This is a genomic window from Aeromonas sp. S16(2024) (genome assembly GCF_041403065.1).
GTDB lineage: Bacteria > Pseudomonadota > Gammaproteobacteria > Enterobacterales > Aeromonadaceae > Aeromonas.
Map to the genome: position 1 here is coordinate 137390 of NZ_JBGLQX010000007.1, position 20504 is coordinate 157893.

The 20504-nt window shown below is 63.7% G+C and carries 19 protein-coding genes; 8 read left to right on the forward strand and 11 right to left on the reverse strand.

What is annotated here, in order from left to right:
• Nucleotides 1-316 precede the first annotated feature (316 nt).
• On the forward strand, nt 317-1333 hold the full coding sequence (locus tag ACB030_RS07465; RefSeq protein ID WP_371158863.1) for a lipoate--protein ligase A: 1017 nt from the start codon (nt 317-319) through the stop codon (nt 1331-1333).
• A 173-nt stretch (nt 1334-1506) separates the two neighbouring features.
• On the forward strand, nt 1507-3201 hold the full coding sequence (locus tag ACB030_RS07470) for an aspartate aminotransferase family protein (protein WP_371158829.1): 1695 nt from the start codon (nt 1507-1509) through the stop codon (nt 3199-3201).
• Nucleotides 3202-3276: 75 nt separating this feature from the next.
• Here the strand turns inward: ACB030_RS07470 and ACB030_RS07475 are convergent, their stop codons facing one another.
• From ACB030_RS07475 to ACB030_RS07505, 7 genes are all read right to left on the reverse strand, one after another.
• Complete coding sequence (locus ACB030_RS07475) at nt 3277-3633, reverse strand: copper-binding protein (protein ID WP_371158830.1); 357 nt, start codon at nt 3631-3633, stop codon at nt 3277-3279.
• A 44-nt stretch (nt 3634-3677) separates the two neighbouring features.
• The gene (locus ACB030_RS07480) at nt 3678-6806 is read right to left on the reverse strand and encodes an efflux RND transporter permease subunit (protein ID WP_371158831.1); all 3129 of its coding nucleotides are present in this window, start codon (nt 6804-6806) and stop codon (nt 3678-3680) included.
• Nucleotides 6803-8314: an efflux RND transporter periplasmic adaptor subunit gene (locus tag ACB030_RS07485; RefSeq protein WP_371158832.1), complete on the reverse strand. Its 1512-nt coding sequence runs from the start codon at nt 8312-8314 to the stop codon at nt 6803-6805. The genes ACB030_RS07480 and ACB030_RS07485 overlap by 4 nt, the downstream gene beginning before the upstream one ends.
• Nucleotides 8315-8610: 296 nt before the next feature.
• The gene (locus tag ACB030_RS07490; RefSeq protein WP_371158833.1) at nt 8611-9060 is read right to left on the reverse strand and encodes a hypothetical protein; all 450 of its coding nucleotides are present in this window, start codon (nt 9058-9060) and stop codon (nt 8611-8613) included.
• 181 nt (nt 9061-9241) lie between these two features.
• Nucleotides 9242-10048 (reverse strand): exodeoxyribonuclease III, encoded by an 807-nt coding sequence (gene xthA, locus ACB030_RS07495; RefSeq protein WP_371158834.1) that lies wholly within the window; start codon nt 10046-10048, stop codon nt 9242-9244.
• A gap of 155 nt (nt 10049-10203) precedes the next feature.
• Nucleotides 10204-11166, reverse strand: a complete 963-nt coding sequence (locus ACB030_RS07500) for an ion channel (RefSeq protein ID WP_371158835.1) — start codon at nt 11164-11166, stop codon at nt 10204-10206.
• A gap of 59 nt (nt 11167-11225) precedes the next feature.
• Complete coding sequence (locus tag ACB030_RS07505) at nt 11226-12872, reverse strand: response regulator (RefSeq protein WP_371158836.1); 1647 nt, start codon at nt 12870-12872, stop codon at nt 11226-11228.
• Between the two features lie 257 nt (nt 12873-13129).
• Between ACB030_RS07505 and ACB030_RS07510 the strand changes: the two genes are divergently transcribed.
• Nucleotides 13130-13555 (forward strand): Hsp20/alpha crystallin family protein, encoded by a 426-nt coding sequence (locus ACB030_RS07510; protein WP_205642121.1) that lies wholly within the window; start codon nt 13130-13132, stop codon nt 13553-13555.
• Nucleotides 13556-13596: 41 nt separating this feature from the next.
• Here the strand turns inward: ACB030_RS07510 and ACB030_RS07515 are convergent, their stop codons facing one another.
• Nucleotides 13597-14634: an FAD:protein FMN transferase gene (locus tag ACB030_RS07515; protein ID WP_371158837.1), complete on the reverse strand. Its 1038-nt coding sequence runs from the start codon at nt 14632-14634 to the stop codon at nt 13597-13599.
• A 300-nt stretch (nt 14635-14934) separates the two neighbouring features.
• On the opposite strand from ACB030_RS07515, the gene azu reads away from it, so the two are divergent.
• Nucleotides 14935-15375, forward strand: coding sequence for an azurin (azu, locus tag ACB030_RS07520; RefSeq protein WP_371158838.1), 441 nt, complete (start codon nt 14935-14937; stop codon nt 15373-15375).
• Nucleotides 15376-15428: 53 nt separating this feature from the next.
• Here azu and ACB030_RS07525 read toward each other — a convergent pair whose 3' ends face one another.
• Entirely contained in the window at nt 15429-15986 is a 558-nt protein-coding gene (locus ACB030_RS07525) for a HutD family protein (RefSeq protein WP_371158839.1), read from the reverse strand.
• A gap of 137 nt (nt 15987-16123) precedes the next feature.
• Nucleotides 16124-16546, reverse strand: a complete 423-nt coding sequence (locus tag ACB030_RS07530; protein ID WP_371158840.1) for a MarR family winged helix-turn-helix transcriptional regulator — start codon at nt 16544-16546, stop codon at nt 16124-16126.
• Nucleotides 16547-16627: 81 nt separating this feature from the next.
• Here ACB030_RS07530 and ACB030_RS07535 point away from each other — a divergent pair, with 81 nt between their 5' ends.
• The 3 genes from ACB030_RS07535 to ACB030_RS07545 all read left to right on the forward strand — a co-directional run bounded on the left by ACB030_RS07535 (nt 16628) and on the right by ACB030_RS07545 (nt 18492).
• Nucleotides 16628-16930 carry a DUF3861 domain-containing protein gene (locus ACB030_RS07535; protein WP_139436382.1) on the forward strand — a complete coding sequence of 101 codons (303 nt, stop codon included), beginning with the start codon at nt 16628-16630 and terminating at the stop codon, nt 16928-16930.
• Between the two features lie 170 nt (nt 16931-17100).
• Entirely contained in the window at nt 17101-18069 is a 969-nt protein-coding gene (locus ACB030_RS07540; protein ID WP_371158841.1) for a nucleoside hydrolase, read from the forward strand.
• Between the two features lie 93 nt (nt 18070-18162).
• Entirely contained in the window at nt 18163-18492 is a 330-nt protein-coding gene (locus ACB030_RS07545) for a DUF3634 family protein (protein WP_162519194.1), read from the forward strand.
• Nucleotides 18493-18579: 87 nt separating this feature from the next.
• On the opposite strand, the gene ACB030_RS07550 is transcribed toward ACB030_RS07545, so the two are convergent.
• Complete coding sequence (locus ACB030_RS07550) at nt 18580-19488, reverse strand: LysR family transcriptional regulator (RefSeq protein WP_371158842.1); 909 nt, start codon at nt 19486-19488, stop codon at nt 18580-18582.
• A gap of 119 nt (nt 19489-19607) precedes the next feature.
• On the opposite strand from ACB030_RS07550, the gene ACB030_RS07555 reads away from it, so the two are divergent.
• Nucleotides 19608-20051, forward strand: a complete 444-nt coding sequence (locus ACB030_RS07555; protein ID WP_371158843.1) for a carboxymuconolactone decarboxylase family protein — start codon at nt 19608-19610, stop codon at nt 20049-20051.
• The last annotated feature ends 453 nt before the right edge of the window (nt 20052-20504 follow it).

Genomic DNA, 20504 nt, shown 5'->3' on the forward strand with positions numbered 1-20504 from the left:
CGGGCTATTAAAACTCATTTTTGTGTCATTCATCACGACAGGTGGAGGAGTAGTGCGTTTTGGCACCTCATCTGGCCAGATGGCGGCCCCTGGTGGATGAAAAAGAGAGTCATTTCCTTGTGCTCTTTGCCCTTGCAGGCCACGCCCTTGCTGATAGATTGCATTTTTCGATGCTTCCAGCTCAATTCATGCCATTGTCCCAACAGTGGAGGGCAGAGCGGGTGACCTGGGCCCGCCGCCAGGGGAGGACACCCCGGGAGCTGGGTGATATGGTAGTCTCCCCTTTTTCCAATGAGGTCCCCCTATGTCTCCTCCCATGTCTCCCTTGCGCCTGCTCGTCTCCGACTCTCAGGATCCCCTGTTCAACCTGGCGGTGGAGGAGTGCATCTTCCGCCAGATGGATCCCGCCCAGCGGGTGCTGTTCCTGTGGCGCAACGCCAATACCGTGGTGATAGGCCGGGCGCAGAATCCCTGGAAGGAGTGCAACACCCGCCGCATGGAAGAGGACGGTGTGACCCTGGCGCGGCGCAGCAGCGGGGGCGGGGCCGTGTTCCACGATCTCGGCAACAGTTGCTTCACCTTCATGGCGGGCAAGCCCGGCTATGACAAGAGCGTCTCCACCGCCATCGTGCTGGATGGCCTCAAGCGGCTGGGGATAGCGGCCTTTGCCTCGGGGCGCAACGATCTGCTGGTGGCCACGGCGGAGGGGGATCGCAAGGTGTCGGGTTCGGCCTACCGGGAGACCCAGGATCGCGGCTTTCACCACGGCACCCTGCTGCTGGATGCGGACCTCGGCCGGCTCGCCAACTACCTCAACCCCGACCCCAAGAAGCTGGCGGCCAAGGGGATCACCTCGGTGCGCAGCCGGGTCGCGAACCTGTGCGAGCTGCTGCCGGGGATAGATCATCAGCAGCTGAATGACGCCCTCATCGAGGCCTTCTTCCACCACTATGGTGAACGGGTAGCGCCCGAGCATATCTCCCCCGAGCGGATGCCGGACCTGCCCGGCTTCGCCGAGACCTTCGCCCGCCAGCGCAGCTGGGAGTGGAACTTCGGCCATGCCCCGGCGTTCAGCCATCAGCTGGACGAGCGTTTCGGCTGGGGCGGGGTGGAGCTGCATTTCGACGTGGAGAAGGGGGTGATAGGGCGGGCGCAGATCTTCAGCGACAGCCTGGATCCGGCGCCCCTGGATGCCCTGGCCGAGCGGCTGGTGGGGGCGCCCTACCGGCCCGAGGCGATGGCGGCGCTGCTGCACTCGCTGATGGGGGAGTTCCCGGCCAGGGCCCACGAGCTGGCGGAGCTGGAGGCCTGGCTGATGACGGCCCTGCGCTAAGAGGCATGATCCGGATCACGAAACGGAGCACGGGCTCCGGCGAAGGGGGGCCGCCAGCCCCCGACTGCCGTGGTCATGATAAAAAGTAGGGCAGGCCATTAGTTATTGTCGCTGTCTCCTGCGCCGCCCCGGGGGTATAACCGGGGCACATTTGCAGTACTAATGGTCTTATCATGAGCGATCTTGTCTATCTGAAAGATGACGGCGTCAACGCCGTCCACCCCGAATTCTCCGCCCGTTTCGCCACCGTCAAAGCCAACTTCTTCTCCCGCAACCCCGATCTCTGGCCGGTGTTTCGCGAGCCCGGTTTCGCCACCCTCAACGAGTTTCGCGCCCGTGGCCTGGCGCCGGATGCGCGCCTCAATGCCTGGCCCGATGGCCGCGCCCGCCTCGCGGATCTCTGCGAGACCATGCCGGTGCCCGCGCAGATGCGCACCCCGGGGGAGCCCATGGCGGAGCTGCTGTTTGCCGGCGCACTTTCCAAAGACTGGGAGAACCCCTCCAGCGTCGAGAACGTCATCACAATGTCGGCGGATCCCGCCATCTACGGCGCCCAGATGGGGATCCTCGCGAACCCCAACCTGGTCTACTCCGAGTATGCCGGGGTGGCGGAGGAGCTGGAGAAGAAGGTGGTGCGCCAGATTGCCCTGCTGGCGGGTTACGATCCGGCCCGCGCCACCGGCATCTTCACCCAGGGGGGGACCTTCTGTAACCTCTATGGCTATCTGCTCGGCATCCGCAAGAGCCTGCCCGAGGCCAAGCACAAGGGGCTCGGCCACTATCAGGACTACCGCATCATCAACTCCCAGGGCGGCCACTACTCCAACATCACCAACCTCTCCCTGCTCGGGGTGGATATCGAGAACAAGACCATCCGCATCCAGGTCGGGGAGAACAACGACATCGATCTCGCCGATCTCGAGCGCACCCTGACCGCCTGCTTTGCCCTGAAACACGTGGTGCCCACCATCATGCTCACCATGGGGACCACCGACACCTTCGGGGTGGACCAGGTGAAACCCGTGGTCGAGCTGCGAGACAGGCTGTGCGAGCGCTTCGAGGTGGCGGTCAAGCCCCATATCCACGTGGATGCCGCCATCGGCTGGTCGATGATCTTCTTCCTGGAGTACGACTTTGCCGCCAACCCGCTCGCCATCAACGGCGCCACCCTGGCGGGCATAGAGCGCAACGTGGCGCGCTTCTCGGAGCTCAAATACGCCGACTCCTTCACCGTGGACTTCCAGAAGTGGGGCTATGTGCCCTACACCTCCAGCCTGGTGATGATCAAGGAGCAGGACGACCTCAAGGCGATGGAGAATGACCCGGAGAACTTTTCGTATTTTGAGCGGGACATCCAGGGCCAGACCCACCTGCAGTCCACCATAGAGTGCTCCCGGGGGGCGAGCGGCCTGTTCGGCGCCTATGCGGCCCTCAACTACCTGGGGGTGGAGGGCTATCGCACCGTGCTGGCCCACTGCCTGCAAAATGCCAACTACTTCCGCTTCCGCCTGAGCCAGCTCGGCAACGTCAAGCTGGTGGCCCAGGAGAACCAGGGGCCGAGTGTGGGCTTCAAGATCTACAACCCCGAGTGGGTGAGCGACCCGGAAGCCGAGTTCGCCTTCGAGCTGGCCCGCAGCCCGGACGCAGCCTACAAGGCGCGGCTGGCCCGCAACACCGAATACCACCGCAACCTGTTCAAGCAGCGCGGCAAGGTGGGGCTCTACACCAACTGGGTGGAGGCGGTGGCGCACTCGGAATACGACGAACGCGGCAAGTACTCCTACATCGCCGGGGAGAAGGCGGTCTTTATGAACCCCGCCTGCACCCGCGAGCAGATCGACGCCTTTATCGACCATATACGCGGCTGAACGGCCTAGATTGCCAGGGCTCGGCTAGCAAAACGGCGGGATAATCCCGCCGTTTTTTATTACCGTGGCCAGCGCTCACTGCTTCTGCAGTTGCGTCACCGTCAGCTTGCCCGCCGGGTTCTCGGCGTGGAACAGGACGGCATCCCCCACCTTCAGATCCTTGAGCAGGGCCGGATCCGCCAGCAGGAACACCATGTTCATGGGAGGCATCTTGAGGTTCGCGATGGCCTCGTGCTTGATGCCGACCTTGCCGCTGCCGTCATCAAGGCGGGTGATGACCCCCTTGGTCATCACACTCTCTCCCGTCGCCTGCATATCCATCCCCTCCATCTGGGCCATGTCGTGCCCCTCGTGGTTCAGGGTCATCTCGGCCCGGGCCTGGAGAGAGGCGAGGCCAAGCAGCAATGTCAGGGTCAGCGTTTTGTAGTTCATGATGGTTTCCTCATCGTTCAGTCAATATGGATCGTGAAATCGGGTTATTCGGATTGCGGGTTCGCGCCCTTGCCAAGGCTGCGGCTGCGCCACAGGTAGTAGGCGGCGGGCAGCACCAGCAGGGTCAGCACCAGCGCGCTCACCATGCCGCCGATCATCGGGGCGGCGATGCGCTGCATCATCTCGGAGCCGGTGCCGTGGCTCCACATGATGGGCAAGAGGCCGGCGATGATGGTGACCACCGTCATCATCTTGGGGCGCAGGCGCAGGGCGGCGCCGTGGATCACTGCCCGGTGCAGGCCCGCCTTGTCCGGCTTGCCGCTCGCCACCAGCTCATCCCAGGCGTGGTTGAGGTAGACCAGCATCAAGACGCCGGTCTCCACCGCGACGCCAGCCAGGGCGATAAAGCCCACCCCGACCGCCACCGAGAGGTTGAAGTCGAGCAGCCAGAGGGTCCAGATCCCGCCCACCACTGCCAGCGGCAAAGTGGTGAGAATGAGCAGCACCTCCTGAACGCGGCGAAACGCCAGATAGAGCAGCAGCACTATGATGGCGATGGTGAGCGGCACCACGTAGGCGAGACGTGCCTTGGCCCGCTCCATGTACTCGTATTGGCCAGACCAGGTGAGGGCGTAGCCCGCCGGCAGCACCAGCTGCTTGTCCACTTGTGCTTTGGCCTCATCGACGAAGGAGCCGATATCGCGGCCACGAATATCGACGTAGACCCAGCCGTTGAGCCGCGCGTTTTCACTGCGCAGCATGGGGGCCTCGTCGCTGATGTAGACCCGGGCCACGTCCGCCAGCGCGATGCGCGCGCCGCTCGGGGTCACCAGCGGCAGCAGCTCCAGGCTGGCTACAGAGTCGCGATAGCTCTGGGGATAGCGCAGGTTGATGGGGTAGCGCTCACGCCCCTCTATGGTCTGGCCCACCTCCATGCCGCCCACTGCGGTGGCGAGCACCGCCTGCACGTCGGCGATATTGAGGCCGTAACGGGCCGCTTTCAGCCGGTCGATATCCACCTTGACGTAGCGGCCGCCCGCTACCCGCTCGGCGTAGACCGATGAAGCGCCCTCCACCTTGCCGACGATCTGCTCAAGCTGCTGGCCGAGCTGCTGGATCACCTTGAGATCGGGCCCGGCTATCTTGATGCCAACCGGGGTCTTGATGCCGGTGGCCAGCATGTCGATGCGGGTCTTGATGGGGGGCACCCAGGCGTTGGTAAGGCCGGGGAAGCGGATAAGGGAGTCGAGCTCCTCCTTGAGCTTCTCCGGGGTCATGCCGGGGCGCCACTGATCGCGGGGTTTGAGCTGGATGCTGGTCTCCATCATCACCAGATCGGCGGGGTCGGTGGCCGAGTCGGCGCGCCCCGCCTTGCCGAACACGTTCTGCACCTCGGGCACGGTACGAATGAGCTTGTCGGTCTGCTGCAGGATCTCCCGCGCCTTGCCCACCGAGATATTGGCCGCGGTGGTGGGCATATACATGATGTCCCCCTCATCGAGCGGTGGAATGAACTCGGAGCCCAGATATTTCAGCGGCCAGAAACCCGCCACCGTCACCACGGCGGCGATGGCCAGGGTGGTTTTCGGACGGGCCAGCACGGCCCTGAGCAGCGGCACATATGCCTGGCTTAGCCAGCGGTTTAGCGGGTTGGCCTGCTCCGCCAGTACCTTGCCACGGATGAAGTAACCCATGATCACCGGCACCAGCGTGATGGCGAGCCCGGCCGCCGCCGCCATGGCGTAGGTCTTGGTGTAGGCGAGGGGGTGGAACATCCGACCCTCCTGCGCCTCCAGCGCGAACACCGGCAGGAAGCTGATGGTGATGATCAGCAGGGAGAAGAAGATGGCGGGCCCTACCTCGATGCTCGCCTCGGTGATGATGCGCCAGCGGTTCTTGTCGGTGAGCGCCTCCCGCTCCATATGCTTGTGGACGTTCTCGATCATCACGATGGCACCATCCACCATGGCGCCGATGGCAATCGCGATACCGCCTAGCGACATGATGTTGGCGTTGATCCCCTGCAGGTGCATCACGATAAAGGCCACCAGAATGGCAATGGGCAAGGTGATGACCACCACCAGCGACGAGCGCAGGTGGAACAGGAAGGCGAGGCAGACCAGCACCACCACGGCGAACTCCTCCAGCAGCTTGCCGGAGAGGTTGTCGATGGCGCGCTGGATAAGGTCGGATCGGTCGTACACGGTGACGATCTCCACCCCCTCTGGCAGGCTGCTTTTCAGCTCTGCGAGCCGTTTCTTGACCCCGTCTATGGTGTGCTGGGCATTCTCGCCGTAGCGCATGACGATGATGCCGCCCACCACTTCCCCTTCGCCGTTGAGCTCGGCAATGCCGCGCCGCATCTGGGGGCCGGTGACCACATCTGCCACGTCACCCAGCAGCAGCGGGGCGCCGCGCACAGTGGTGCCGAGGGGGATCTGCTTGAGGTCTTCGACGCTCTTCAGATAACCGTTGGATCGCACCATGTACTCAGCTTCCGCCATCTCGATGACGGAGGCGCCGGTCTCCTGATTGCCCTGCTGGATGGCCGTCTCGATAAGGGAGAGCGGGATGCCGTAGGCGCGCAGCTTGTCCGGATCGACCCGCACCTGATACTGGCGCACCATGCCGCCCACGGTGGCGACTTCGGAGACCCCCTCCACCGTTTGCAACTCGTACTTGAGGAACCAGTTTTGCAGCGAGGTGAGCTCGCTCAAGTCATGCTTGCCGGTTCTGTCCACCAGGGCGTACTGATAGACCCAGCCCACCCCGGTGGCATCGGGGCCGAGCTGGGGGCGGGCGGAGGCGGGCAGATTGGGCGCAACCTGGCTCAAATACTCCAGCACCCGGGCACGGGCCCAGTAGAGATCCGTGTTGTCGTCAAACAGCACATAGACGAAGGAGTCACCGAAGAAGGAGTAGCCGCGCACAGTGGTGGCTCCCGGCACCGCCAGCATGGCGGTGGTGAGCGGGTAGGTCACCTGATCCTCCACCACCTGGGGCGCCTGCCCCGGGTAGGTGGTCTTGATGATCACCTGCACGTCGGAGAGATCCGGCAGGGCGTCCACCGGGGTTTGCTTCACTGACCAGAGTCCCCAGGCGGTGAGCATGACGGTCAATAGCAGTACCAGAAAGCGGTTGCCGATGGACCAGCGAATGATGGAAGGGATCATTGTTTGGCTCCCATATCGTGCTGGCTATGGTCCATGCCTTCCATGTCCGTCATGTCATCTTTGGCAGGCGCGGCCTTGTTGGCGGGGGCATCCTCGATATGGATGGTGGTGATGCGGTACTTGTCCCCCTCCTGCATTACCTGCAGATGCAGGGTCTGCCCCTCGACCAGCTTGCTGATATCGACCCCTTCGGCGACGGTGAATTCCATCTCCATGGCGGGCCACTGCCACTCGGGGATGGGCTGGTGGGCCACCATCAGGGTGCGACTGGCCAGATCGATGCTTTCAACCTCACCCTGGGTCCACACCTGGGCGGGACGCACCGCCGTCATGCGCTGGAAGTCCGAGTCGATGGCCGATTCGGAGTCGAGCAGGAACTGGGCCGAGCTGACGATGCTGTCACCCTCTTCCACCCCCGCCTTGATGGCGACCTTGTCGCCAAACTGGGGGCCCAGGGTGACGGCCACCGACTTGAAGCTGCCATCTCCCAGCGCCAGCACCAGTCTGTCCTGGCTGCCGGTGCGGATCACCGCTTCGCTCGGTACCACCAGCCGGGGTTCCCCCTGCCCGGTGCGAATGCTCACCTTGGCAAACATATTGGGTTTCAAGAACTCATCCGGGTTGGCGAAGCGCAGCCGTACCTTGAGGGTGCGAGTGGCGGCATCCAGGCTGGGGTAGAGGTAATCGACCCGACCCTGCCAGCGGCGGCCCGGGGCGTAGTCCAGGGTCATGGTGACCGGATCCCCCACCTTCAGCTGGGCCGCCTGGCGCTCGAACACCTCGGCGCTGACCCACACCTGCTTGAGGGTGCTGATGTTGAACAGCGCCGCGGCGGGCTCCACATACTGGCCCTCGCGCACCTTCAGCTCGGAAACATAACCGCTGCTGGGGGCATAGATGCGCACCGTCTCCTGCACCTGGCGGCTGCGCTTGAGGGCCGCTATCTGATCCGCCGGCACCTGCAGCGACTTGAGCTTGCCCTCGGCGGCGCGCAGAAGCAGGGGGTTGGCGGTGTTGAGCGCCAGCAGGTACTCGTGCTGGGCGTTGACCAGATCCGGCGCGTAGAGCTCGTAAATCAGGCTTCCCTTGCTCACCTGCTGCCCCTCGCTCTTGATGGCGAGGGTGCGGATCCAGCCCGCCATGCGGGCGTTGACCGCCTCCAGCTTGTCCTCGTCATAGCCGACGTAGCCCACCGTCTCGATCTGCTGGTGGATGGGCAGCTTTTCGACTTTGGCGAGCCGCACCCCCAGGTTCTGCTGGATCTCGGGGCTGATGGTGACGGTGCCGGGGGAGCCGCTTTTTTGCTCCTCATAGACGGGAATGAAGTCCATCCCCATGTTGTCCTTGGCGGGGCCATCGCGTTTATCGCGGGGATCCATGGGGTTGACCCAGTAAAGGGGCGTCTTCTCCTTGGCGCTGGCGCCATCGGTGCTTTGTTTGGCGACCCAGTAGCCGCCACCGGCGCCAAGGGCGAGCAACAGGGCCGACATCAGGATGGTCTTGTTCATGAGTGGTCTCCAGCGCGGATCTGCGTGCAGAACGTGCAGGAGAATAAGGTGCCCGCGAAGGCCGCAACCTTGGACGGTGAAAAGTGGGCTGGTGACATGATACGTCTTCTCTTGTGCAGGCCGCCGGGCGGGTGAGGTGCAAGGCATCACCCAAGGGGCTGGCGGCAAACGGGGCGCAGCTGTGTCAGCGCGCACGGCTCCCTGCGAGCAGGCCGGTTTGGCCAGGGCACAGGGTCAGGCAAGGCGGCAGAAAACGGGCAGGCCGAGGCTTGCCGCCGCCGCGAGAGAAGCGCTTTCTAGTGGCGCAGCACCGACAGCATCAGGTGTCGGCGCGGCCAGGAGGGAGGGTGGGTACCGCGGGATCGCAGGAAGGGATCCCGCAACCAGTTGTCCAGCACGCTGCTCGCCGTCCCGAGGGGCAGCAACAACAGCGGCAGAGCGAGCAGGGTCAGCAGGGCGGCCAGCAGCGGCAGCCCGGCCCCCATGGGCGAGGTGAGGCCGCCGTGCATCTGGCACTCGTCCTGATTGGGGTCGGCGGCAGCGTAGCCATCACCGCCGTCGTGGCAGGAGAGCCCCTGCATGGCCGCAGGCATGGTGGGGGCCCCGGTCATGGCGATGGGTGAGGACGTCGCCTCCTCCCTTGCCGCTGCGCCATGCCAGCTGATGCAGAGGGTGAGATTGCAGACGAGCAGCAGCCCCAGCAACAGCCGGGCGATGAGCACTGTGGGCAATCTCGATGACAACATGGGCGGTTTCCCTGGGACGGATGGGCCGAATCTAAACCTTGCCGAAAGGTGAAGGTCAAGGTTTGGCAAAACCCGTCAGCCAAAGAGTTGATATGGATTAAGAAAGGACGGGCTGTGAACAAAAAAGCCCCCGCATGGGCGGGGGCTGGCTCTCTTTGCGAGGGGGTGCCTGGCGCCGGGATCAGGCGAAGCAGGCCCAGATGGGGGCGTGATCGGAGGGTTTGTCGATGCCGCGCAGCTCGTAGTCGATGCCGGTCTCGGTCACTTTGTCCTTGAGGGCATTGGACGCCATGATGAGGTCGATGCGCAGGCCGCGGTTCTCGTCAAAGCCCCTGGAGCGGTAGTCGAACCAGGAGAAGCGCTCGCACTCGGTGGGGTTGGCGGCGCGGAAGGTGTCGGTGAGGCCGAACCCCTTGAGGCGCTCCATCCACTCCCGCTCTATGGGCAGGAAGGAGCACTTGCCATCTCGCAGCCAGCGCTTGCGGTTCGCCTCGCCGATGCCGATGTCGAGATCCGTGGGGGAGATGTTCATATCCCCGATCAGCGCTATCTGGTCGTCCGGGCTGTGGTGGGTCTCGAGGTAGTGCTGCAGGTCCTCGTAGAACTTCTGCTTGGCCGGGAACTTGGTCTCGTGCGCCTGGTTCTCCCCTTGCGGGAAATAGCCGTTCATCACCTTGATGAGGGAGCCGTCTTCCCGCTTGAAGCTGGCCATGATCATGCGGCGCTGGGCATCCTCGGGGTCTGTGGGGAAGCCTTTTTGCACCTCGATGGGGGCCTGCTTGCTCATGATGGCGACCCCGTAGTGACCCTTCTGGCCGTGGAACACCACGTGGTAACCCATGGCCTCCACGTCCGCCACCGGGAAGGCCTCGTCGTGAACCTTGATCTCCTGCAGGCCGATCACATCCGGCTGGTGCTTGTCGATGATGGCTTGCAACTGATGAAGACGGGCGCGCAGGCCATTGATATTGAAAGAGATGATCTTCATGTCAGGGATGCTCATGTCGTTTTTATTAGTCGCTATTGGACTAGGAATCCGGTCTGGATGCAAGTTCCCGGGCTGTGCTCGGCGCCGCGCCTCTGCCGTGGATCGGGCTATCGGCAAGCTGTTCACGGCCTCGCAGCAGGAGCGTGAACAGCTTGTCAGCGGGTCATCTTCTTGACAAACACCACCACGAACAGCGCCAGCGTGAAGCTGCCGGTGAAGGCCTCGAAGGCGGCGAAGATCCGCGACAGGCCGACCGGGGTGAAGTCGCCGTAGCCCAGGGTGGTGAAGGTCACCACGCTGTAGTAGAGGCATTCGAGCAGGAAGATGGCGTTCTCTTCGAGGGTCGCCTCCGGGCGGTAGATGAGGTGGTTGCCCGCGAAGTTGAGGCCGCAGAAGAAGTAGAAGATGCTGCAGATGAAGATGAGCAGCAGGGAGAAGAGCACCACCCGCATGGGGGCCTCCCCGTAGCCGCAGAACAAGTCCACTATCCAGGAGGCGAAGCGGTGATAGGACCAGAACGGCATCTGCAGGCGGCGCATGGTGAGCTCCTGCTGGATGTAGCGGCCGGACATGGTGAAGATCCCCTGGGCCTCCGAGGCCTTGCGCAGATCCCGGTAGGTCTCTTCCGCCTCCTTGAACCAGACGCGGGCCTGCACCGGATCCCGTTCGCTTCGCCCCTTCCTGTCCTGCATCAGGCGCCTGCCGGTGTCCAGGTTGTCGAGCCGGGTGTTCTTCCAGCGAATGCCGAGCAGGTTGACGTCGTGCAGCTCGGCGCAGTGCAGGTTGGCGTCACTGACGTCGGCCTTCATCAGGCTGCCGCCCTTGATGCGAATGCCGTAGAGATGGGCGCCCCTCAGGTTGGCGCGATAGAGGTTGCACTGCTCCAGCAGAAATCCCTGGGGCCCCTCTCTGTTCACCAGGTTGAGACCGGCGAGATCGGCGCGGGCCAGTTGCAGCCCGTGGCACAGGCCCCCCTGGCGCACATAGTGCTCCAGCGCCGCGGCTGTGTCCGGGGATGAGTGAGAGGCATGGGGGTCGTGCCAGTGGCACAGCTCGTGCTCTCCCGCCTCTTCGCTGCAGTGGCGGCCATCTGCCACCAGGTATCGGCACATCCCCATGCTGTCGCCCCTCCTTGCCTGAGTCTGTATCAGCATAGGTGAGGGAGGGGCGCCGCTGGCTAGGCTAGCTGGTTAAATTCCTGGCGCAGCTTGCGAAAGCGATCCTGCTGAGCGGGGTTCAGGGGGATGCCCTCCAGCACCTCCAGGGTCTCCTTGCACTCGGCGCCAAATTCCGGGCTCTTGCGGTTCTTCTGCATCAGTTGCAGCAGCACCTGGATCTTGTTGAGGGCGGCGCCGGTATTGGCGGGAGCCCGGCGCAGGGCCTCGCGGAAATGGCCGAGGGCCTGCTCCAGCTCCCCGCTCTGGTAGGCCTTGATGCCGAGATCGTTGAGCTGCTGGTAGCGCTGACGGCGCTCCTGCACCGTCTTGTCGTCGCGGGTCACCTGGATGCAGGTGGTGAGCAGCCGGTCTTCATCCTCCGCCAGCAGGGATTGCAGGCTCTCGGCGTACTCGAACTCCCCGAGCTGGTAGAGGGCGAGTATGGTCTCGCCGAGCAGGGCGGGGGGCATGGTCTCGGGCTTGTCCAGCCAGTTCTGGTTGGCGCGATAGAGCATCTTCTTGCCCTTGAGCAGCTCCCCCAGGGCGATGCGCACCCTGGCCTGACAGATCTGCTCGAACACCGGGTAGTTGAACTCCGACATCATCAGGGAATCCCGAATGCGCGACAGGGCGGAGTTCACCTGTTTTTGCAGGTTGGCGATGTGATAGCCGTCGTTGCTGTTGAGGGCGTAGAGAGTCAGGGTCTGGATGTAGGCCCCGAGATAATGCGGCGTGCGGTGGATGGAGTTGCGCGACAGGTCGATGAGGGCGAGCAGCACATCCTTGGCCTGGCCGTAGTCGTGGCGCTGCAGGCACACCTCTGCCAGCCGGCGGGAGAGTTGCACCGACTGGGGGGAGATGTCCACCGCCCGGCGCAGCTCCTGCTGGGCCAGCTCCTCCTTGCCAAGGGAGAGCAGGGACTCCGCCAGCCAGAGGTGGGCCTCCACCATCAGGGGGGTGTTCTTGAGCGTCGCCTGCAGGTGGCTCACCGCCTCGTCATGAAGGCCGAGGGTGTGGCAGGCCTTGCCCAGGGTCAACCTGGCCCAGCTGTTCTCCTGGCCGGCCAGCAGCTGGCGCATCAGGCTGCGGGCCTCCTTGGCCTGGCCCAGCTTGAGCTGGGTGTCGGCCTGCAGGCAGCGGCAGAAGTTGGCGAAGCGCGGCACCGCATCGGCCTGTCTGGCGCAGGCTTCGACCAGGGCCGGCAGGTCATCCCGGGTGAGGGCGATGAAGACGCTCTCCAGAGACTGGCGACGGGCGAGGGCGCGCTTCAAGCGAAACGAGAACTGCTCCTGGGAGAAGGGCTTCATCAGGTATTCGTCGGGCTCGGCCTCCAGCGCGCTCAGCACCATGGCGCGAGAGCTGTCGCTGCTGACCATGATCACCACGCTCTGGGGCGGGATCAGCTGCTGGTCCCGCAGGCTCTCCAGCAACTGGCGACCGTTCTCGCCCGCTCCCAGCTCGTAGTCCAGCAGATAGATGTCGAAGCTCTCCTTCTGGCAGCGGCGGCGCGCCTCGTCGGCGGAATTGATGTAGGTGATGCGGTTGATGCCGATGTTGATCAGCATCGCCTTCATCATCATCTGAAAGGATCGCTGCTCGTTGACCAGCAGGATGCGCCTGGGTTTGGGCTGGGCTTTCTTCTCTGGTGCGGGATCCGGTGTCTGCATCTGTCTTGCATCGAGGCGCTGCGGGCTGGTGGGAGAAGTGTGCCACCAAAGTCCGCAGACAGGCAATTGAACATGGGAAGGGGGCCCCGTTTTTCCCGCCAGGGCAGGAGGCGGCCCGCAAAAAATCATGGCGCTCCCTTGATCTTCGTCAACCGGACGCGAGATGGCAGTGGCGCGGTTCGGCCCGGTTTTTAGACTTGAAGGGAGGCAGATCCCGGCGATCTGCAGCCATCACCCGCACCACAAGGAGGAATCAAATGAGTTTGCTACCGAGCCGCACCAGCCTGTTTGATGACCTGTTCCACGACATGGCCTCCGGCTTCTACATCCGGCCCCTGCACGGGGATCCGCTGCCCAGCCGGATCACGCTGGATCTGAGGGAGAGCGACGGCGGTTACCTGCTGCAGGCCGAGCTGCCCGGGGTGGCCAAGGAGGACATCCACGTGGACGTGCACGGCAAGCTGGTGACCCTGAAGGCGGAGATCCGCCAGCACGACAGCCAGAGCAAGGAGGATAGATCCCTGCGCAGCGAGCGCTACTATGGCAGCGTGTCGCGCACCGTCGAGCTGCCGGTGGAGGTGGCGCCGGACCAGGTCAGCGCCCGCTTCGAGAACGGCATCCTCACCCTGCAACTGCCCAAGCAGGCGGTCACCCCGGCGCCCCATCGCATCCCCATCGAATAGGCTGCCTATGAAAGAGGCCCCGCATTGCGGGGCCTCGCCGTTCATGGCTGGCTGCGCACCAGGTAGGGGGCAAACGCCGGGGTGTGGCGTGCAACAAACCCCTGATCCGTCTTCTCGATGAGATAGACCGCCAGCTTGTGCTCGGTGGCAAAGGCCATCGCCTGCTCGGGCCCCATCACCATGAGGGCGGTGTCGAGGGCATCGGCCTCGAGCGCGGTGGGGGTGATGATGCTGGCGGAGACCAGCTTGTGGGTCACGGGCTCGCCGGTGGCGGGATCGATGATGTGGGAGTAGCGCCGGCCATCGAGCTCGTAATAGTTGCGGTAGCTGCCGGCGGTGCTCAGGGCCATGCCGTTCGGGGTGACCACATCCTCGATGGCGCCCGGCCTGTCCGAGGGCTCGACGATGGCCACCCGCCAGGGGTTGCCCTTGTCGTTGTGCCCCTTGCTGCGCACGGCGCCCGCCACCTCGACGAGGTAGTTGTGCACCCCCTTGCGCTCCAGCAGCGCGGCGATGTCGTCGGATGCCGCCCCTTCCCCCAGGGTGGAGAGATCCAGATAGAGGTCGGGGATGGCCTTGCCAAGCAGGAAATGGTCCCCTTGCGGCGTCAGGCTGAGCTTGTCGATGCCGACCCGCTCCCGCGCCCGGGCGATCTGCTCTGCGGTGGGCCGCTTGACCGGGCGCTTGTCCGGCCCGAAGCCCCACAGGTTGACCAGGGGGCCCACGGTGACGTCCAGCTTGCCCCGGGTGAGGCGCCCCGCATCCATGCCCTGCTGTACAATCTTCGCCATGCTGGCCGGTATGGGCATGGGGGCCTTGCCTGCATCCTGATTGAAGCGGGAGATGAGGGAGCCAGGATCATAGGTGGAGATCTCCTGGTTGATGCGCGCCAGCAGGGCATCGACCTCCCCCTGCAGCGCGGCCTGGCCGCCGGGGAAGGGGTCGCTCAGGGTCACCGCATAGTAGGTGCCCATGGTGTTGCCCTGAATGCGGGTCTGGGTCGGGGCCGGCTGACAGGCGGTCAACAGCAGCATCAGGCAGAGCAGCAGGCCGCGGGGGGCCAGGGAGAGGGTCTTCATCTTGCATTCTCGCGGGAGTCGTCGACGGGGGAGCAGCTTAGCCAAGGGCGCCGCCATTGACGAGCCCCGGGCGCCGGGCCTGGGTGGAAATAATTAAGCTGCGCTGGGTGAACCCGGCAGATCTGTTCCACAGTTCAATGGACCCCGGGAGTGACCTGGTCCGCAGCTTTGAGCAAAAGCCGCTGCCCTCCGGCGACATTTGGGTACAATGAAGATCTATCATGACAGCATCTTTACGTGTCGCCGTGCGATTCGACAGACAAGGGTGTTGCCATTCCTCGTCAATCAAAGGAGAAGATGATGAAAAAGGTGTTAACCCTGCTGCTGCTGAGTTCCCTGGCTGCCCCGGCGCTGGCCGATGAGTGCGCCCTGGTCATCGAAGGCAATGACGCCATGCAGTTCAATCAGAAGGAGATGAGCGTGCCGGCCACCTGCAAGGAGGTGACGGTGACCCTCAATCACACGGGCAAGCTGCCGGTGGCCAACATGGGTCACAACTGGGTGCTGGCGAACACCGCCGACTATCAGGCCGTCGCCACTGCTGGCATGAGCGCCGGCGCCGATCACGACTACCTGCCCAAGGACGACGCCCGTATCCTGGCGCACACCAAGCTGGTGGGGGGCGGCGAGAGCACCAGCGTCACCTTCAAGACCGAGGGGCTGGCTGGCAAGGATCTCACCTTCTTCTGCTCCTTCCCCGGCCACTTCGCCTTGATGAAGGGCACCTTCAAGGTCGGTTGAGCCGCGCTGGTCTGACAGGAAAAAGCCGGGATATCCCGGCTTTTTTGTGCCCGCTATCTGGCTTGCAGGGTAAAGAAGGCGAGGATGGTCTTCTTGCCGCACTCGAAGCGGATGCTCTCCTCTCCCTGCACCACCAGGGTCTCGTTGATGGCCACGGCCTGGTCTGCCACCGTCATCTGGCCGCTCAGCAGGTGGCAGAGGTAGGTCTTGTCCGCCTCCAGGGTGAGGGTCAGGGGGAAGGGCACATTGAGCACCCGCACGTTGGCGCCGATGCGTTTCGGGTCGTAGATGAGCCCCAGATCCGTCACCTCCTTTTTCAGCAGCTCGCAGTGGGTCTCGTCATCCCCGCTGAAGTGGGCCGCCTCGAAGGTGGCGTAGGGGTGGCCGTTGAGCACGAAACCGGCGCCGCTGACGGGCAGCAGGATGCGCTGATAGCCGGGAAATTTGGAGAAGGGGCCCGCCGCCTTGATGGGGGCCGAGCTCAGCCGGTAGTCAAAGTCGAGCTTCTCCAGGGTCGAGCCCGGGGGGGAGACAAGGATCTGGGCCGTGGTGCCCTGCCTGTTTTTCCAGGGCATCTTCAGCTGGTCAGACTCTTTAATCAGGGTGATCACGTTGGCGCCTCGGCGAGGAGTGGGGAGAGAGGGGCCAGTGATACCATCTCCGGGAGTGGCTCACAAGGCGGCGTCAGCGGCGGCCGTGCTGGTTGGCCACAAATCAGGCAATGAGGCCCTTGATGCAGGTGTTGGATCTAATCGGTTGATCCAAGCGCTTTTTCTATCTTGCCCAGCAGTTGCTGCAACTGCTCTACCTCTGCCGGTTCCAGCAGGGAGCACAACCGCTCGTCGAGCAATGCGGCCAGCTGCTCCCCCTGATTGACGCGCTCGCAGGCCAGCGGGGTCAAGGCCAGACAGATGCTGCGTTTATCCGTCGGATGGGGCCGTTTCTCTATCATCCCCTGTTTCTCCATCTCCTGTAGCAGGCGTGTCACCTGCGCCTTGTCGCGGCCCGTCAGCTGTGCGATGAGCTGTGGTGTGGCCGGATCCTGTGCGTGGATCAGTTGCAGCACCTTGTAATGGAGGGGGCTAAGGGCGATCTGCTGTGCCCGGAAATGCTGCGCCAGGGCGATTCTGTAGTGATCGAGGAGCCGGAAGAGACGGTTTGACAGGTTCATGGTTGATAAAGTCAACTTAAATTGGTTTAATTGATTTTATCAACCATATGGGCAAAAGCCCAGCCCGAGAGGAGATGAAAGATGCCACACCCGTATCGTGTACAGGTCCAGGCGCTGGACCGCGAGGTTCCCCCGTTGCAGTTCGATTGCCAGAATCACGACGACATATTTGCCATCCTGGCGCTCAGCAAGGGGAAGCTGCCCATGTCGGAGCAGGAACATCAGGCGTTTATCGTCGGGTTGAAGCTGTTCGGCGAAGTGATGATGCAGCATCGCAAAGAGGAGCTGTTCAAGGAGTTTCTCCCCCATTTCAAGCAGTTCATGGGGCAGCTGAAACGCACGGCCAGGGGTCAGGAGGCCGAGGTAGAGCCATCCCGGCAGTGATGTCAGCCTGATCCGGAAGGCAAGGGAGGGCTCGTGCCCGCCATGGGGCCGCCCGGTTTTTGTCATGGCGCCAGCATGCTTGAGGCAGATGAAACCCCGAGGCTGTGATCCTGACGCTGTTAATCGGGCCCGGGGTCGCTACACTGGCACTTCTGCCGTATGGAGGCCCCATGACCCACAAGATCATTCTGGATACCGATCCCGGTATCGACGACGCCATGGCAATACTCTTTGCCGAGGCCCACCCCGCCATCGACTTGCTCGCCATCACTACTGTGTTTGGCAATGCCACCATAGAGAACGGGACCCGCAACGCCCTCTGGCTCAAGCAGAAATACGGCATGAAGGCAGAGGTGGCCCAGGGCGCCGCCGCGCCGCTGCTGCGCGAGCCCGTGGGGCCGACCACGGTAGTGCACGGCCCGAGCGGGCTGGGGGACGTGGAGGCGGGGGAGGTGACCCTGACCCCGGATCCCCGCCCGGCCTGGCAATACATAGTCGAGACGGTGAAGGCCAACCCCGGCGAGATCACCCTGGTGACAATCGGGCCCCTCACCAACCTGGCGCTGGCGTTGCAGGAGGCCCCCGAGATCACCGCGCTGGTGAAGCAGGTGGTGGTGATGGGGGGCGCCTTTGGCGTCAACGGCCATCGCGGCAACGTGACCCCCTATGCCGAGGCCAACATTCACGACGATCCCGAGGCGGCCGATCGGGTGTTCACCGCCCCCTGGCCCGTGGTGATCATCGGGCTGGACGTGACCCAGCAGAGCTTCTTCAGCAGTGCCTACCTGGATGCCCTGCGGGACGACGCCGGTGAGCCCGGCCGCTTCCTGTGGGCGGTGAGCCGCTTCTACCTGCGCTTCTATTCCGAGCGCATCGGCCTCAATGGCTGCCACGTGCACGATCCGTCCGCCATCGCCTACGTGATCGATCCCGAGCTGTTCACCCTGCGGGAGGGGCCGGTACGGGTCATCGACCATGGCCCCGCCATCGGCCACACCCTGCAGAAGTTCGACGGCAAGTCCCATCCCCACGATGAGTGGGCGGACTTCCCGGCCCAGCGGGTCGGGGTGGCGGTGCGGGATCAGGCCCTGCTGGCGCTCTATCGCGACACCCTGGTGGCCTGGGGCAAGGATTGCTGACTCGGGGATGGGCAAAACGTGATGTCCGCCCACTCCTCGCCGACCGCCGCCACATATACTGACGCACATCGAGGCTGGCAAAGGGAGAGAGAGATGGCCTGGTTGTCGTTGTTGGTGGCGATCGCCCTGATCGGGTGGTTGATGACGCTGGGGCGCGGCGCCCTGTTCGAGATCCGGCTTGCCCCTGGCAAGGTGCAGGTGAAGCGAGGCTCGGTACCGCCGCGCTTCCTGGCCCAGGCCAAGCAGATCCTGCAGCAGGAGCCGGTGCGGGGGCGCATCCTGGGTCAGCGCGATGGCAACGGGGTCAGGCTGGTCTTCTCCCGCTCCATCCCGGAGCCCGTGGCCCAGCGCCTGCGCAACGTATTCCCTTACGGGGACTACAGGGGCGCGGCCCAGACCCCGGATGGGCGCAACTCTCGCTGACCGCGTTCTGTTGACGCTGTCATTCACTTCCGGCGCCGGGCACTCTGCCCGGCGTCTGCTTTTCCCTCAGGCCAGAGAGCGCCGCCATCAGCGCGGCCCTTGCAAGGGCTTCATCACCTCGATCAGAAAGTCGATGAAGGCGCGGGTCTGGGGCTTCAGGAAGCGGCCGCCGCGAAATACCGCATGGATCTCGTCATGACGATCCTCGTACGGGGAGGCCTGCCACCCGGGCAGCAGTGGTTGCAGGGTGCCGTTGTCCAGCCCCTGCTGCACCATCCAGCTCGACAGCAGCAGTATGCCGGCGCCCGCCTCGGCCGCACACAGCAGCGGCGTGCCGCCGACCGAGGCGAGGTTGCCCCGCACCGCGACCCTGTGCCGCTGCACGCCTTGCCGGAAATACCAGTGCTGGCGCTGACGGCCATGGCCGCGGATCAGGCAGTTGTGGTGTGCCAGCTCATCGGGATGGGCGGGCTCGCCATGGCGGGCCAGATAGGCGGGGGAGGCGACCAGCAGGGTCCGGTTGGTGAGCAGGTGGCGGCTATGGAGGCCGCTGTCCACTGGGCGTCCGACGCGCACCGCCAGGTCCACGTTTTCGGCGTCGAGATCCACCAGCCGGTTGTCGAGCTCGATCTCGAGCCGCACCCCGGGGTAGCGGGCCAGGAAGGCGGGCAGGCGCGGCGCCAGCCAGGCGGCGCCGAAGCTCTCGAACACCGAGACCCGAAGCGGGCCCTCTGGCGCCACCGGCAGGGGCTGCAGGGATTGCACCAGCTGATCCGCCTCCTCCAGCAGAGGGATGGAGCGGGCGAGGAAGTACTCCCCCTGCTCGGTCAGCACCAGCTGGCGGGTGCTGCGCTTGAACAGGGGGATCCCCAGCTGTTGCTCCAGCGCATCTATGGTGCGGGTCACCGAGGAGGGGGCCAGGTTGAGGGCGCGGGCGGCCCGGGAAAAACTGCCCGACTCCACCACCTGAGCCAGGATACGGACGCGATCCAGCATGGGAATACCTTTGCGGTAAATGCAAAACTGTTGCAGGTTGTGGCTGTATTCTGATTTTTAATGAAAAAATGAACAATGTGCTCATCGCCCATGGGGGCGCTCATCCAAGGAGTCTTGCCATGTCCCACCGTATCCAGCTCGCCAGCCAGATCCCCGCCGCCATCCAGGCCATGCGGGGGCTGGAAACCTATCTCGGCAGCACCGACATTCCCCTGTCGCTCAAGGAGCTCATCAAGCTGCGGGCCTCCATGCTCAACGGCTGCGCCTACTGCATCGAGATGCACGCCGAGGTGGCGATGAAGCACGGCGACAGCCCCCAGCGCTTGCTGGCGCTGTCCGCCTGGCGCGAATCCCCGCTGTTCGATGAGCGGGAGCGGGCCGTGCTGGCCCTGACCGACGAGGTGACCCTGATCGGCGAGCGAGGGCTCACCGAGGATACCTACCAACAGGCCCTGGCCCTGCTGGGGGAAACCCTGCTGGCCCAGTGCCTGATGCAGGTGGTCACCATCAATGCCTGGAACCGCATCGCTGTGGCGACCCGAATGGAGCATAAACACCCCTGAGGGAGACCCCGAGGTGGGATATCGTCTCAAGCGGGCCTTACATGAGGCCCGTTTTTCATGGCGGGCCCCAGACAGGGCAGCCCCTTCTGCGCTTCTCTCGGCCCCGGGAAGTTAATCATACATTCGTTTGATTAATTATTTTTTTATTTCCCCTCGGAATGTACGCATCCAGATCAAGGAATGGCGAGGGCGCCTGTGCATCAAGAGGGGGTTGAATGGCTCTTTTTTGCCCTGTTTCTCCTTTTGAAAATAAGGGTAATGGACCATTTTGATTAATTGGTGAGCGATTTTGGCGGGGAGATAAATTAACGGGAGATGAATTGAGAGTCTGTGAATTTAATAAATTGGTCGCTGTCAAGCGATTAACATCTGATACCTGTTTTCACCACCCTTGGAACATTTTTGGGATTAATTTTTCATGTTGTTCACATGCCGGTCTGATGCAATAAAATG

Excerpts from the sequence above, each read along its gene's own strand:
- ACB030_RS07465 (WP_371158863.1), top strand. The coding sequence starts at position 317 with ATGTCTCCCTTGCGCCTGCTCGTCTCCGACTCTCAGGATCCCCTGTTC.
- ACB030_RS07470 (WP_371158829.1), top strand. The coding sequence starts at position 1,507 with ATGAGCGATCTTGTCTATCTGAAAGATGACGGCGTCAACGCCGTCCAC.
- ACB030_RS07475 (WP_371158830.1), bottom strand. The coding sequence starts at position 3,633 with ATGAACTACAAAACGCTGACCCTGACATTGCTGCTTGGCCTCGCCTCT.
- ACB030_RS07480 (WP_371158831.1), bottom strand. The coding sequence starts at position 6,806 with ATGATCCCTTCCATCATTCGCTGGTCCATCGGCAACCGCTTTCTGGTA.
- ACB030_RS07485 (WP_371158832.1), bottom strand. The coding sequence starts at position 8,314 with ATGAACAAGACCATCCTGATGTCGGCCCTGTTGCTCGCCCTTGGCGCC.
- ACB030_RS07490 (WP_371158833.1), bottom strand. The coding sequence starts at position 9,060 with ATGTTGTCATCGAGATTGCCCACAGTGCTCATCGCCCGGCTGTTGCTG.
- xthA (WP_371158834.1), bottom strand. The coding sequence starts at position 10,048 with ATGAAGATCATCTCTTTCAATATCAATGGCCTGCGCGCCCGTCTTCAT.
- ACB030_RS07500 (WP_371158835.1), bottom strand. The coding sequence starts at position 11,166 with ATGGGGATGTGCCGATACCTGGTGGCAGATGGCCGCCACTGCAGCGAA.
- ACB030_RS07505 (WP_371158836.1), bottom strand. The coding sequence starts at position 12,872 with ATGCAGACACCGGATCCCGCACCAGAGAAGAAAGCCCAGCCCAAACCC.
- ACB030_RS07510 (WP_205642121.1), top strand. The coding sequence starts at position 13,130 with ATGAGTTTGCTACCGAGCCGCACCAGCCTGTTTGATGACCTGTTCCAC.
- ACB030_RS07515 (WP_371158837.1), bottom strand. The coding sequence starts at position 14,634 with ATGAAGACCCTCTCCCTGGCCCCCCGCGGCCTGCTGCTCTGCCTGATG.
- azu (WP_371158838.1), top strand. The coding sequence starts at position 14,935 with ATGAAAAAGGTGTTAACCCTGCTGCTGCTGAGTTCCCTGGCTGCCCCG.
- ACB030_RS07530 (WP_371158840.1), bottom strand. The coding sequence starts at position 16,546 with ATGAACCTGTCAAACCGTCTCTTCCGGCTCCTCGATCACTACAGAATC.
- ACB030_RS07535 (WP_139436382.1), top strand. The coding sequence starts at position 16,628 with ATGCCACACCCGTATCGTGTACAGGTCCAGGCGCTGGACCGCGAGGTT.
- ACB030_RS07540 (WP_371158841.1), top strand. The coding sequence starts at position 17,101 with ATGACCCACAAGATCATTCTGGATACCGATCCCGGTATCGACGACGCC.
- ACB030_RS07545 (WP_162519194.1), top strand. The coding sequence starts at position 18,163 with ATGGCCTGGTTGTCGTTGTTGGTGGCGATCGCCCTGATCGGGTGGTTG.
- ACB030_RS07550 (WP_371158842.1), bottom strand. The coding sequence starts at position 19,488 with ATGCTGGATCGCGTCCGTATCCTGGCTCAGGTGGTGGAGTCGGGCAGT.
- ACB030_RS07555 (WP_371158843.1), top strand. The coding sequence starts at position 19,608 with ATGTCCCACCGTATCCAGCTCGCCAGCCAGATCCCCGCCGCCATCCAG.